General features: G+C 68.0%; 9 protein-coding genes. 7 read left to right on the top strand and 2 right to left on the bottom strand.

What is annotated here, in order from left to right; translation table 11 throughout:
• Window positions 1-56 precede the first annotated feature (56 nt).
• From ISN75_RS15460 to ISN75_RS15445, 4 genes are all read left to right on the top strand, one after another.
• Window positions 57-2,069 carry an enterotoxin gene (locus tag ISN75_RS15460; protein WP_343818501.1) on the top strand — a complete coding sequence of 671 codons (2,013 nt, stop codon included), beginning with the start codon at window positions 57-59 and terminating at the stop codon, window positions 2,067-2,069.
• 62 nt (window positions 2,070-2,131) lie between these two features.
• On the top strand, window positions 2,132-3,616 hold the full coding sequence (locus ISN75_RS15455) for a hypothetical protein (RefSeq protein ID WP_343818502.1): 1,485 nt from the start codon (window positions 2,132-2,134) through the stop codon (window positions 3,614-3,616).
• A 98-nt stretch (window positions 3,617-3,714) separates the two neighbouring features.
• Window positions 3,715-6,732: a TonB-dependent receptor gene (locus ISN75_RS15450; protein ID WP_343818504.1), complete on the top strand. Its 3,018-nt coding sequence runs from the start codon at window positions 3,715-3,717 to the stop codon at window positions 6,730-6,732.
• A gap of 157 nt (window positions 6,733-6,889) precedes the next feature.
• Entirely contained in the window at window positions 6,890-8,047 is a 1,158-nt protein-coding gene (locus tag ISN75_RS15445) for a metallophosphoesterase family protein (RefSeq protein WP_343818506.1), read from the top strand.
• Window positions 8,048-8,064: 17 nt separating this feature from the next.
• Here the strand turns inward: ISN75_RS15445 and ISN75_RS15440 are convergent, their stop codons facing one another.
• Window positions 8,065-9,303: a hypothetical protein gene (locus ISN75_RS15440; RefSeq protein ID WP_343818508.1), complete on the bottom strand. Its 1,239-nt coding sequence runs from the start codon at window positions 9,301-9,303 to the stop codon at window positions 8,065-8,067.
• Window positions 9,304-9,424: 121 nt separating this feature from the next.
• Between ISN75_RS15440 and ISN75_RS15435 the strand changes: the two genes are divergently transcribed.
• Window positions 9,425-9,583: a hypothetical protein gene (locus ISN75_RS15435; RefSeq protein WP_343818509.1), complete on the top strand. Its 159-nt coding sequence runs from the start codon at window positions 9,425-9,427 to the stop codon at window positions 9,581-9,583.
• A 393-nt stretch (window positions 9,584-9,976) separates the two neighbouring features.
• On the top strand, window positions 9,977-12,163 hold the full coding sequence (locus ISN75_RS15430) for an alpha-N-acetylglucosaminidase (protein WP_343818510.1): 2,187 nt from the start codon (window positions 9,977-9,979) through the stop codon (window positions 12,161-12,163).
• Window positions 12,164-12,204: 41 nt separating this feature from the next.
• Here the strand turns inward: ISN75_RS15430 and ISN75_RS15425 are convergent, their stop codons facing one another.
• The gene (locus tag ISN75_RS15425; protein WP_343818511.1) at window positions 12,205-13,314 is read right to left on the bottom strand and encodes a hypothetical protein; all 1,110 of its coding nucleotides are present in this window, start codon (window positions 13,312-13,314) and stop codon (window positions 12,205-12,207) included.
• Between ISN75_RS15425 and ISN75_RS15420 the strand changes: the two genes are divergently transcribed.
• The gene (locus tag ISN75_RS15420; RefSeq protein ID WP_343818512.1) at window positions 13,313-13,963 is read left to right on the top strand and encodes a hypothetical protein; all 651 of its coding nucleotides are present in this window, start codon (window positions 13,313-13,315) and stop codon (window positions 13,961-13,963) included. The two genes, ISN75_RS15425 and ISN75_RS15420, sit on opposite strands and share 2 nt — an antisense overlap.
• Window positions 13,964-13,968 lie beyond the last annotated feature (5 nt).

Below are 13,968 nucleotides of genomic sequence, written 5' to 3'. Positions count from 1 at the left end.
GTTATGAGGCCACGGGGAGGACCGTGGTGTTTTCCAGAACTGGAGAGAACTGCGGCATGTCACCTGTATCCGTATCCGAACTTCCGCCTTCGCTGCGGCCTGCGTTAGCCAGGCCGCGCCGCAAATTCATCGCCGTGCTGCTCGCCGTGCTCGGCATCGGCTCCGCCCAGGCCGCGGATGATGCGGCCTTCGGCAACAACGCCATCGCCGCGCGCTGGTCGTATGCCGACGGCAAGCTCGATCGCCTGGTGGTGGACGACAAGATCAACCAGCGCCCGCTGGAGGTCACCGCCCCCTTCGTGCTGACCCTCGCCGACGGCAGCAAAATCACCACGGCCGACATGCGCGCCAGCGCTGCGCCGAAGACAGCGGCGCTCAAGGCCAATGCCAAGGCTTCGCGCCTGGCCGAGCGCCTCAAGGGGCAGTCGGTGCGGACCAGCTTCACAGACGCCGATGGCCGCTTCCGCGTCGACTGGCAGCTGGTGCAGCGCGAAGGTTCGGATTACCTGCGCGAGATCGTCACCGTCACGGCGCTGAAGCAGGACGAGGCGATCAAGCGCATCGACCTGCTGCAGGCGAAGATCGCCGATGCGGAAGTGATCGGCACGGTGGCCGGCTCGCCGGTGGTATCGGGCCGCGATTACCTCGGCTTCGAGCATCCGCTGTCCGGCAGCCAGGTGCACGGCAGCAAGGTGAATCTGTGGATCGACCGCGAGCTGCCGCTGCGCAAGGGGCAGTCGGTGACCTACTCGGCGGTGATCGGCGCCACCCATGGCGACCAGCTGCGCCGCGATTTCGCCGCCTACGTCGAACGCGAACGCGCGCGGCCTTACGCGCCATTCCTGCATTACAACTCCTGGTACGACATCGGCTACTTCACGCCCTACACGGAAGCGCAGGCGCTGGACCGCATCCATGCCTTCGGCGAGGCGCTGAGCGTGAAGCGCCACGTCAAGCTCGATTCCTTCCTGTTCGACGACGGCTGGGATGACCGCAGCGGCAGCTGGCATTTCAGCAAGGACTTCCCGCACGGCTTCCTGCCGCTGCGCGACGCCGCCGCTAAGTACGGTGCGGCGCCCGGCATGTGGCTGTCGCCGTGGGGCGGCTACGGCCCGCCGAAGAAGGAGCGTGCCGAGCGCGGCGCGCAGGCCGGCTACGAGATCATCGACGGCGGCCTGGCGCTGTCCGGCCCGAAGTATTACCAGCGTTTCCACGATGCGGTGATGGAGCTGGTGACCAAGGACGGCGTCAACCAGTTCAAGTTCGACGGCACCGGCAATGCGGACAAGGTATTCCCGGGCAGCGTGTTCGACAGCGACTTCGGCGCGGCGATCCAGCTGATCGAGGACATCCGCGCGGCCAAGCCGGGCACCTATATCAACCTGACCACCGGCACCACGGCTTCGCCGTTCTGGCTGCGCTACGCCGATTCGATCTGGCGCGACGGCGAGGACGACGACCTCACCGGCGTGGGCAGCAAGCGCGAGCGCTGGATCACTTACCGCGACCGCGAGACCTACCGCAATATCGTGGTGAAGGGGCCGCTGTTCCCGCTCAATTCGCTGATGCTCCACGGCATCATCTATGCGAAGGAAAACCGCAACCTCGGCAGCGATCCGGGCCACGACTTCGCCAGCGAAGTGCGCTCGTACTTCGCCACCGGCACCCAGCTGCAGGAGCTCTACATCACGCCCACGCTGCTGACCGAAGCGGACTGGGACGTGCTGGCCGAGGCCGCGCGCTGGGCGCGCGACAACGCCGAGGTGCTGCGCGATTCGCACTGGATCGGCGGCGACCCGGGACGCCTGGACGTGTACGGCTGGGGCGCGTGGTCGCCGAAGAAATCCATCGTCACCTTGCGCAATCCGGATGCGCAGCCGCAGACGGCGGTGCTCGACCTGGCCCGGCAACTGCAGCTGCCGGCCGATGCCGCGCGCCACTTCGGCGTGCGCGACGTGTGGAAGACCGGCGGCGGGCAGGTGCCCGCTTCGCTCGATGCCGACCATGCGGCGACGGTGCAGCTGGCGCCGTTCGAAGTGCTGACGCTGGAACTGACACCCACACGCTGAGCGGATCCAGCCGTCCGGCACGGGAGGTGCGCGGACGATCGGCGATCTTCGGGGAGGTAGGCATGACCACGTTCGAGCGCACGAGGCGCGGACTGTTGAAAGCGGCGGCCCTGCTGCCGCTGGCGGGTACGCTGGGCGGGCTGGCGCGGGCAGCGGAGCGGGCACCGTCCGTGGCCGATGCGGCGCAGGCGAGTTTCGCGATCAAACCGGAAGGAACGGGGCGCGTCGTCAGCGAGTCGCTGGCGAGCCTCAGCTACGAGACCGGCCAGCTGGCCGATCCGACCTTCTTCTCGGCCGGCAATCGCTCACTGGTGGAACTGCTGCGCCGCATGAATCCGCGGGGCGTGCTGCGCATCGGCGGCAATACCAGCGACTTCACGGTGTGGAGCGAATACCGCGGCACGCTGCCGCCGCAGCCGGCGCGCAAGGGCGGACCGCAGCATCCGGTGGTGCTTCGGCCGGAAGCCCTGCGCGAACTGGCCGGCTTCCTGCGCGCGACCGGCTGGAAGCTGATCTTCGGCGTCAATCTGAAGATCGGCGTGCCGGCGATGGCGCTGGAGCTGGCCCTGGCCGTGCGCAAGGCGGTGGGCGACGACCTGGTGGCGATCCAGATCGGCAACGAGGCGAACAACTACGCCAAGGACTACGCCAGCTTCGAGGCGATGTGGCTGCCGTACGCCGAAGCGTTGCGGAAGGCCAGCCTGCCGCTCGGCGGACCGGATACCGGCGCCAACTCCGACTGGGTAGCCGAGTTCGCCCGGCGGCACGGCAAGGACAGCGTTTTTCTCAGCCGCCACTACTATCGCGATGCCGCGCCGCGCGGTTCGATCGGCGACCTGCTCGGCGGCGATCCAGGTTGCATCGAAGATACCGAGCGCCTGGCGGGCCTTGCCGATGCCACGCATCTGCCGCTGCGCCTGACCGAAGCCAACTCGTATTACTTCGGCGGCCGCGACGGCGTCAGCAACGTTTTCGCTTCCGCGCTCTGGGGCGCGGACTTCATGCTCGCACTGGCGCAACTGGGCGTGGCGGGCATCCATTTCCATGGCGGCACGCTGGCTTCGGTGGAGGCTTCTCTTGGCCGCGAAGCCAATGCGTCCACCACGGCGACGGACATCGCCGCGCGCCGCGATGCCGTGAGTTCCCGCTATGCGGCCATCGCCGGCAACGTCGAACTGGGTTTCCAGCCGCGGCCGCTGTTCCACGGCATCGAGCTGGCGCAGCGCTTTGCCGGCGCACGCATGCTGCCGGCGCGCTTCGACACCGGCGGCGCCAACCTCGGCGCCTATGCCGCGCGGCGCGGCGACAGCGTGCTGGTCGCCTTGATCAACAAGGACTGCCTGCGCGACGCCGACGTCGCCGTCGGCGGCCTGGCCGGCTACGGCAAGGGCAACACCATGCGCCTGCGCGCGCCGGCGCTGGACAGCCGCGATGGCGTGAGCTTCGCCGATGCCAACGAAGACGTGCACCTGGATACGCAAGGCGCGGCGCGCATCGCCGTGCCGCGCGGCAGCGCCGCGCTGCTGAGTTTCGAACGGATGGTTTGAAAGGGCCGGCATGGACGCCGATAGCTGCCGGCCGCGCGCCGGCAGCGGGGAAGGAGCGGTCAATCAATGAGCCATAAAACGATTGGGGAGTTGCCGAAATGAACAAGCGTCAAGCCAAGTACCAGAGTCTGTGTCCAAGCCCATTGAGCCTGTTGATCGCGCTCAGCCTCACCGGCGGCATCGCGCATGCGCAGTCCACCACCGGCAGCATCGTCGGCCAGGTGCCGGCGGGCATGGGCGATACCGTCACCCTGCAGAGCGGCAATGGCCTGCAGCGCGACGTGGCGGTGGACGAGCGCGGCCGTTATTCGGCCAACCAGCTGCCGCTGGGCAATTACACGGTGACCTTGAAGCGCGGCGGCCAGGCCGTGCAGACGCGCGACAACGTGGCCCTGCGCGTGGGTGCGGCCACCGACGTGTCGTTTACCGAGGCCGCCACCAAGAACCTCGAAGGCGTCAGCGTCTCCGCCAATGCACTGCCGGCGATCGACGTGACCAGCGTGGACTCGCGCACGGTGATCACCTCCGAGCAGCTGGCCAAGCTGCCGCTGGGCTATTCGGCCGAAGCGGTGGCGCGATTGGCGCCGGGCGCGGTGAACAACGGCGGCGGCTTCACCAGCGCCACCGGCGGTTCGCTGGTCAGCTTCGGCGGTTCGGGCGCCAACGAGAACGCGTACTACATCAACGGCTTCAACACGACCGATCCGCTGAAGTCGGAGGGCGGCCTGACCTTGCCCTACGGCTCGATCGACCAGGAAGAAGCCTACACCGGCGGCTACAGCGCGCAGTACGGCCGCTCCGACGGCGGCGTGCTCAACATGGTGGGCAAGCGCGGTACCAACGAATGGCATTTCGGCGGACGCGCGAGCTGGGAGCCGGCTTCGCTGCGTTCCTCGGCCAAGAACTTCTATTACGAGAACGGCCTGCCGAATCCGCCGCTGCCGACCGGCTCGCTGTATTCGCCGCGCGAGAAGAACGAATACTGGATCACCACCTACGACGCCTATGTCGGCGGCCCGATCGTCAAGGACAAGCTGTTCTTCTTCGCCTCGGCGGAGATGTCCAAGCAGCAGGGCAGCTCGGTCGGCACGGTGACCAGCAGTTCGCCGTACCAGACCTACCAGTACAAGATGCCCAAGTGGTACGCGAAGCTGGACTGGAACATCAACGACAGCAATATTGTCGAACTGACCGGCGCCTCCAACAAGCGCTCCTACCAGGGCAACCTGTACCGCTACGACTTCCAGAACATGGTGCCCGGCCGCCTGGTCAGCCATGCCGACAGCACCAAGAACGGCGGCGACCTGTGGACGGGCAAGTACACCGGCTACCTGACCGAGAGCCTCACGCTCACCGCGCAGTACGGCAAGATGAAGACGCGCGCGTTCCAGCAGCCGGTCGGCTATGCCCCGGATCTGACCTACGTGTCGGGCATCACCGCGCAGAACCCGGCCATCGTCGGCAGCCAGCCGCGCTTCAACAACCAGACCACCACTTCGCTGTACGACCCGGACCGCGGCAACACGGTGACCAACCTGCGCGTGGCGCTGGAGTACAAGCTGGGCGACCACACGCTGACCGCCGGCATCGACAACCTCACCGCCGAAGCGCTGAACCAGGGCAGGGTGACTTCCGGTCCGGGCTACAGCTGGAGCTATGGCCATTCGGATCATCCGACCGCGCCGCTGGATCCTGGCCTGGGCGTGGGCCCGACCGCGGGCTTTCCCAACGGCGCCACCGGCTATTACGTGATGAGGAACGTCAACAGCCAGCTGGCCAACGTCAAGACGGTGGAGCATGCGCAGTACATCGAGGACAACTGGCAGTTCAACGACCGCCTGCTGCTGTCGCTCGGTATCCGCAACGACCAGTTCACCAACTACAACGCCAATGCGCAGCCGTACATCAAGCAGACCGCGCAGTGGGCGCCGCGCCTGGGCTTTGCCTGGGACGTCAACGGCGATTCCAGCTTCAAGGTGTTCGGCAATATCGGCCGCTACTACCTGGCCTCGCCGCTGGAGCCGGCGCTGAGCGCCGCCGGCGCGCAGACCAGCACCACGCAGTACTTCACCTACAGCGGCATCAATCCGGACGGCACGCCCAGCGGGCTGACCCAGATGTCGCCGCCGGTCTCGGCCAACAACAACTTCGGCGTGCTGCCCGACCCGAAGACGGTGACGGCCAAGGACCTGAAGTCGATGTACCAGGACGAGTACATCCTGGGCTTCACCAAGACCCTGGGGCAGGAGTGGGTGTACGGCGCCAAGGCCACCCGCCGCGTGCTGCGCAGCGCGATCGACGACTTCTGCGACGTCGACCTGATCACCGCCAAGGCGCAAGCGCTGGGCTACAACGTCAGCTCGCTCAACAGCTGCTATCTGATCAACGCTGGCCGCGCCAACACCTTCGTGGTGGTGGACGACGCGGGCCAGCACCACGACGTGAAGCTCAGCCGCGAGGAACTCGGCTTCCCGGACATGAAGCGCAAGTACTACGAGCTCGACCTGTTCCTGGAGCATCCGTTCGACGGCAAGTGGTACGGCAAGCTCGACTACGTGTTCTCGCGCAGCTATGGCAATACCGAGGGCTGGACGCAGTCGAACGTGCAGTCCGACGGCCCGAGCGAATCGGCCGACTGGGACAATGCGCCGATCATGGTCTACAGCAATGGCGACCAGGGCAACGACCACCGCCACCAGATCAAGCTGTGGGGCTATTACCAGATCACGCCGGAGTGGCTGGTGTCGGGCAATGTGTCGTTGATCTCGGGTGCGCCGAATGTGTGCCTGGGGCTGTTTCCGGGCGACAACCCGGATCCGTCCGGCTATGGCTCCTCGTACCACTTCTGCCGCGGCGTGCCGGTGACGCCGGGCAGCATCGGCCGCCTGCCGTGGCAGCGCCAGGTGGACCTGGGCGTGAAGTACACGCCGGACTTCGCCGCGCACAAGCTGGGCCTGCACCTGGACGTGTTCAATGTGTTCAACAGCCAGCCGGTGGTGAACATCACGCCGAACCTGTATGCCAAGTCCGACGGCACCCTGAATCCGCTGTACGGCACGCCGCGCGTGATGCAGGCGCCGCGCTACCTGCGCTTCTCGGTGACTTACGACTATTGATGAGCGACGGCACAGGGACGTGCCTTTCCATGGAATGCCCATCCGGCCACATGGCGTGTCCGGATGATTTGAACTGCAGCGGGCGGAGATATCGATGGCCGGTTTGGGGCTAATCAAGGCAGGTTCGATCCTTATTTTCCTGTGCGGGATATCGACCATGCATGCCCAGCCGGTGCCAGCCAAGGCCGCGGCGGCGCCCGCCGCCGTGGACGACGACGCCAACGCGCCTTACAAGGTCTACGACGCCACGCCGGCCATCACCATGGGTCCGCTGCTGCTGGACATGGCCGAGGACTCGGTGGTGATCGAGTGGATGACCGATGCGCCAAGCGACGCCAAGGTCAGCTACGGCGAGCATGCGCTCGACCATGAGGCGGTACCACAGGTCGATGGCCTGTTGCCGGTGGGCACGATGCATCGCGTGGTGCTGCGCGGATTGCAGCCGGGGCGCACCTATCAGTACCGGGTTGCCTCACGGCGCGTGGTTGCGTTGCGGCCGTACTGGCCGGACCGCGGCAGGACCGCGGAGAGTGATGTCTACAGCTTCACGACGTTCGATGCGTCCAAGCCGAGTACCAGCTTCGCGACGATGACGGACACGCATGAAAACGTCGAGCGCGTCCGCGCCCTGGCGGAACTGGCGCAGCGCCAACCGGTGGACTTCGTCGTGCATACCGGCGACGGCGTGCATTACGCCACCGGCGAGAATCAGGTGAAAGACAAGTTCCTGGAACCGCTGGCGACGGGGCTGCAGGGCCGCATGCCGCTGCTCTATGCGCGCGGCAACCACGAATACCGCGGCGAGTTCGCCCGTTCGCTCGGCGACTATCTGCATGCGCAGGAAAGCCGCTACTACTACACGCGCGACCAGGGGCCGGTGCATCTGGTCGTGGTCGATACCGGCGAGGACAAGCCTGACGCCACCAACGTCTATGCGGGCCTCAACGATCTGCGCGCATACCGTGCAGAGGAATACGCCTGGTTCAAGCGTGTGCTGGCTGAAGAGCCACGGGTGCGCGCTGCGCCGTTCACGGTGGTGCTTGGCCACGATCCCGCATGGGGTTGGCTGGACGGCGCCGATGGCGAATGGACGAAGCGCGCGAACGAAGCGAAAGTCGACCTGTTCATCGCCGGCCATCTGCACCGGCTGGAACGGGTGAAGCCGGGCGAGCGCGGCAACGACTTCACCATCCTGGCGCTGGGCCAGGACCAGATCGCGCGGGTCGAAGCCGATGAGCGCGTGCTGAAAGTGAGCGTGATCGATCGGACGGGCAAGACCGTGGAGGCCTTCGTGCTGAAGCGGCGGGATAAATAGCGGCAGGTGTCGCCCTGCTAGCGGGGCGCACGGAAATGGCTGCTGACATCCAGATTGACGTCGCGCGGGGACGGGAAGGGTGTGGTGGCCGCAGGTGAATGCGGTCCTGCACTTGCGCTTGTCGCCGCCGCGGCGATCTGGGGTTCCGCACGAGCGCGTTTGGTGGCACGTGAAGTGGAAGGGTCAGCAACGACCTGCGTTGTCTGCCTGCCGTGAACCGCGGCGGGCCGAGTCGGACCCGCGACAGTGCCGGCAGGCGGGGAATCCGCGCGCCTCCGCTTGGCGCTTCCAGACGCAGCGCCCGGGGGCGGCTGCTGTGACGCCGCGGAAGAGGCGCTTGCCGTCGCGGCCTGGTGGGTGGAGCGCGGCGCTGCGACGGAGGTGCCTGAAGCCGCCGCGGGTGGAGGCAGCGCCAGTGGCGGAGGTTGCATATAGCTGCCGCCGGCGATGGCTGCTCCGGTCGGACCGGTGGGATGACGCAAAGGCGAATGAGGCGCGTCGGGCAGCAAGTGCCGCCCGCTGTCCTGGAGATCGCCCATCGCGCCGCTCATCAGGCGCATTACCGTGGCCTGATCGGCGGCGGACAGCGCGCGGTGATAGCGCGAGAGCTTGGTCTTGGCTGCGTTGCGATCGCTTTCATAGGTCTTGCGCGCTCCCCGGTCCTTGAGCTTGCCCGCATCCTTGACCCTGGCGGCGCGTTCTCCGGGCGCCATGCTCATCACCATCAGCGCGGCCGAGGCTACGCCGGCCGAAGGGGGCGTCAGATCGGGCGCCCGCAGCATCTTCATCATCTGCACGCGATTGAAATCGTGTCCCGCAGCCTGGCCGGCGGTATGCGTATCCGAGCCGCTATGTCCGGCCGCGCCGCCGCCGGGCACGCTGACGAAGGTTCTGCCCGTATCCGTACGCGCACCATCGCTGGCGTCCATGACGGGCCTGACGTTGGCCTCGCGGATCTTCCCGCCGGAGAAATGGCGCAGCGCCGACTTGCTCTTGGTGGCGGGCAGGGTCGACTCCACCGCACCCTTGGTGCGGCCGGACAGAAATACCGCCATGTCGGTGGGGGCAGCCGCTTCGTGGTATCCGGTGCTATGCGCGGACGCGGCCTTGGTCGGGTTGGAGGCGGCGCGGAATTCCGCCGAGGTGGTCTTGTTGCCCTTCACGATCTTTTCGGTGGCTTCCTTCTTGAACGCTCCGGCCTTGGCCTGCGAAGGCGTCAGTGTCCGGTCGTCCGCGGCGCGATAACGGGGCGCCATGGGCGGCCGCGACGCGGGAGTGAGGGGCGTCACCATCGGCGACAGCGTGCCTGCCGCGGCGGCGGTTGCCGCACGGCGCGGATCATGTTGAGACGATACGGATCGAGTGGCCGGCGATGGCGTGCGCAAGCCCGCCGCCGGCATCGGCGACAGCGATTCCGGCGAGCTGGCGGCGGCCGGTGTCGTCCCCATGCCTGCCAGCGCCCCGGATGAAGGCACCACGGGTGATGGTGACGAAGGAGGCATGTGCCGGGCGGGCAAAGACCCCGTGGCAGCCTGAGGCTTATGCGACATCGTCAACGGCGCCGCGGCGCCGAATGGGCGGGGCGGCACCAACGGCGTCGACGGCGGCATGCGGGTCAGGCCGGGTGACGCATGCGTCCTTGGCATGGGCGGCGGTAACCGCAGCGGGGGAGCGGTGGGTGGGGCAACGCCGCCAGGCGCACGGCCCGACGGCCGCGCGGCAGGGGGCGTGCCCTGCGGCTTGGCTGATCCCGAACCACCGCCTGCTGCGTCCGGCTTCCCTGGCATTGCCCTGATCCCCATCAAGGACCCCGAAGACTAATCGCGGTCGCCGCCGCCTGCCAGTGAGCCGGCGGCCGGTGCCGCCGGCACCGCGAGGCAGGCGCGCGAGCAAGTAATCTGGCGGCTCTGGCCCATGGGAGGAGTACCGATGGCTCGCACCGGCACGATGAAGGGGTTGCTGGCGGGCGTGCTGGCCGTGGCATCGTGCGCTGCCTATGCCGGCGCGGCTTTCGAAGTGGGGCCCGCACGCGCGGCGTTGCAGCGCCTGCTGCCGCATCATGCGCAGCAGATCGCGCTGGTCGCACTGCCGTCCGGCACGGAAGAGCGCTACCGCATTCGCGGCCTGGCGGGCCATATCGAGATCGCCGGCACATCGCCACTTGCGCTGCTGGCCGGCGCGGAGGCTTATCTCGAACACGTGCCGCAAGTGAGCATCGGCTGGCCGGGCGACAGCCTCGACCGGCTGCCCGCCACGCTGCCTGCGCCGACGCATCCGATCGAAAGCCACGCGGTGGTGCCCGACCGCTTCGCGCTCAACGACGTCGACGATGGCTATTCCGATGCCTATCTCGACTGGCCGGGATGGGAACACAAGATCGACCTGCTCGCATTGCGCGGCATCAACGAGGTGTTCGTGCCGGTGGGCGCGGAGGAGGTGTACCGCCGCGCGTTCCGTGAGTTCGGCTATAGCGATGATGAACTGCGCGCGTGGATTCCGGCACCCGCGCATCAGCCGTGGTGGCTGCTGCAGAACATGTCGGGTTTCGGCGGGCCGATATCGGCGCAACTGTTCGCGCAGCGAGTGGCATTGGGTCGCCGTATCGTCGAGCGCCTGCGCGAACTGGGCATGCAGCCGGTGCTGCCGGGTTATTTCGGCACGGTGCCGCCGGGCTTCGCGGCGAAGCAGCCCGGTGCGGCGCTGGTGCCGCAGGGCGAGTGGGTGGGATTCCAGCGGCCGGACTGGCTGGATCCGCGCGATGCGCATTTCGCCAAGGTGGCTGCTGCGTTCTATCGCCACCAGCGAGAGCTGTTCGGCGATGGTGTGCTGTACAAGATGGATCTGTTGCATGAGGGCGGCAGGGCTGGCGACGTGCCGGTGCGTGACGCGGCGAAGCAAGTGTTCGCTGCGCTGGATGCCGCGCATCCTGCCGCGCGCTGGGTGCTGCTAGGCTGGCAGCACAATCCGCCGCACGCGGTGATGGAAGCGGTGCCGCACGAGCGCCTGCTGATCGTCGATGGCCTGTCCGATCGCTACAACGGCATGGACCGCAAACGCGATTGGGCGGGCGCGCCGTTCGCATTCGGCACCATTCCCAATTTCGGCGGCCACACCACGCTGGGGGCGAACGCCGATGTGTGGATCCGGCGCTTCGCCGCGTGGCGGCGCGAGGATGCGGGCTCGCTGCGTGGCATCGCCTATATGCCGGAGGGCAGCGGCACCGATCCGGCCACGTATGCGCTGTTCACGGCCCTGGCCTGGACGCCGGTGCCGGACGATGCGCCGCGCTGGCTCGAGCGCTATGCGGTGTACCGCTACGGAGGCGGCGACGCTCATGCGCGCGCTGCATGGCGGATCCTCGCGCGGACCGCTTATGCGATGCCGTCGGGCGAATGGTCGGAACCGCACGACGGTCTGTTTGGCGCAAGGCCGAGCCTGGATGTACGCAGCGCGGCGACCTGGTCGCCCACCGCTGCGCGCTACGATCTCGCACGCTTCAACGGCGCCGTATGCGAGTTGCTCGAGGTGGCGCCGGCATTGCGCACCACCTCTGCGTATCGCCACGACCTGGTCGACATCACGCGGCAGGCGCTCAGCAATCAATCGCGGCTGCTGCTGCCGCGCATCAAGGCAGCCTACGAAGCGAAAGACACGAAGCAGTTCCAGGCACTGACCACCGCATGGATGGACGACATGGCAATGCTCGACCGCCTGCTCGCCTCCGATCCCGACTTCCTGCTCGGCCGCTGGCTGATGCACGCAAAGGCCGCCGCGCGCGACGATGCCGAAGCTGCGCAGCTCGAATACGACCAGCGCTCGATCCTGGCCAGCTGGGGCGACCGCTCGGGTGCCGACCGCGGCGGCTTGCACGACTATGCCAATCGCGAGCTGGCGGGCCTGGTCGGCGGGCTGTATGCGCAACGGTGGCGGCGTTTGTTCGACACGCTGCTGGGTGGATTGAACGGCAGTCGGACGCAGCCGATCGATTGGTACGCGATGGAGCAGTCCTGGGCGCGCTCGCGCGAGCCGTACGTTACGGAACCCGCCGGCGATCCATGGCGCCTCGCCGGGGAGGTCGCGCATCGGTTGCGGTTCTGCGCCGCTGCCGGCGACTGAGCCGGATCGTCATCCGGTCGCGGCAGGCTGCGCGCGTACGGCTATTTGCGATCGGAACGGAACGAACTGGTGATGTCCATGGCGATGCCGCGGGCATCGGCGCCGGATCCGCCGGCCGCGGTGCTCGGCGTGGTCGGCGGCGTGGCGGTGGCGACGGTGGTCGTGGTGGTGGCCGTCGTGGCCAGTCTCGGGGGCGCGGTGACGACAGGCGTGCCGATCGTCGGCGTCTGGTGCGTGCTGGATGTCGACGACGAGCTCGACGAGCTGCTGGCGGGTATGGGCGCGAACGCGGACGGCGGCGGTGTCGGCGTAAGCACGGGCGGCATGGGCAGGTAGCCGCCGCCGCTGAGGGCGGCCCCGGTACCGCCGGTCGGATCGCGCAGCGGCGAGTGGGGACGGTCGGGCAGCAGGCGGCGGCCGCTGTCCTTGAGATCGCCCATGCCCTGCTTGGCCAGTTTCATCACGACGTTCTGCTCTTTCGGCGGCAGCGACTGGTAGTACGCGCCAAGCTTGCGCTTGGCGTCGTTCCTGCGCTCCTCGTAGCTCGAGCGGGCCTGCACGTCCTTGAGGTTGCCGGCGCCTTGCGCGGTGCTGGCGATCTGGCCCGGAGCGACGCTCATGACCGTCATGGCGCCGGCGACGGTGCCTGCCACGCCGGAGGTGACGCCGGGTTCCTGCAGGGTGCGCATGCCCTGGTGGCGCAGGAAGTCGTGCGCCGCGGCCTGTCCCGTCGTCTTGACGCCGGAGCCGGTATGGCCCGCGGGCTTGCCGCCGGGCACGCTCAGCACGGTCTGCGCGGTATCCGTGCGCGCACCGTCGCTGGCTTCGGCGACGGGCCTGACGTTCGGTTCCAGGATCGTGCTGCCGGCGTACTTGGGCAGCACGCTGTTGCCGCTCCAGGCCGGCATGGTGGCCGTGCCGTCGGTGTTGACCTTGCGCCGCGACAGGAACCGCATGGCGTCCGTCGGCAGAAAGCTCTCGTGGTAGCCGCTGCTGTGCCCGGAGGTGGTCGGGTTGGACGGTGAGCGGAACTCGCTCTCGTCGATCGGCTTGGCCTGCACCACTTTTTCGGTACCGGCGGGGCGGAAGCCGCCGGAAGAAGCCTGCCCCGAGGTCAACGTCTTGTCGGACGAGGCCTTGTAGCCAGGCATGGGCGACAGCGTCGGCGGCGCGGTCGGCGGCGGTGGCATCGGCGACAGCGAGCTCGATGGCGATGCTGCACCGGACGAGGTGGCCGGCGCGGTCGAATGCGTCGCGCCGCCATGCAAGGGCAGCATGGGCGAAAGCGCTGAGGAGGAGGTGGTGGACGAGGGCGGCGGCGTGGAGGTCGTCGATGCCGTGGTGGTGATCGAAGGCCGTGGCGCGCTGGTCGCGCCACTGCGTAACACGGGCGACAGCGTGGTCGGCCTGGGCGATGGCGTGACCATGGGCGACAGCGTCGTACTGGACGTGCGCGTGGACGAGGTGGACGAACGCTGCAGTGGCTGCCCCGAGGTCGAAGACGACGACGAAGGCGTGGAACTGCGCGGGCGCCCGCCTCCCGAGCCGCCGCTGCCAGAACCGCTCCCGCTCCCGCTGCCGGAGCCGCTGCCGCCCGTGCCAGAACTCCCTGTTCCGTGTGGCATGACCCTGATTCCCCCTCAAGGACCCCGGAGGTTACTCCGGGCCCGGGGCGCTCGCCAGGGCGCGGCAGCCGTGGGCATTCGCGCACGGCGGGGCCTGCCGGCCCGCGCTACCATCGAACGGCTTTCGCCCAGCCCGGACGCCACGCGGATGCGCCTCCATCCCCTGCCAGCCTGAGGAGT

The organism is Dyella marensis (assembly GCF_049532885.1).
GTDB classification, from domain to species: Bacteria; Pseudomonadota; Gammaproteobacteria; order Xanthomonadales; family Rhodanobacteraceae; genus Dyella_D; species Dyella_D marensis.
Note: the sequence above shows the minus strand (reverse complement) of the source record. Positions and strands in the feature narration are given on the sequence as shown.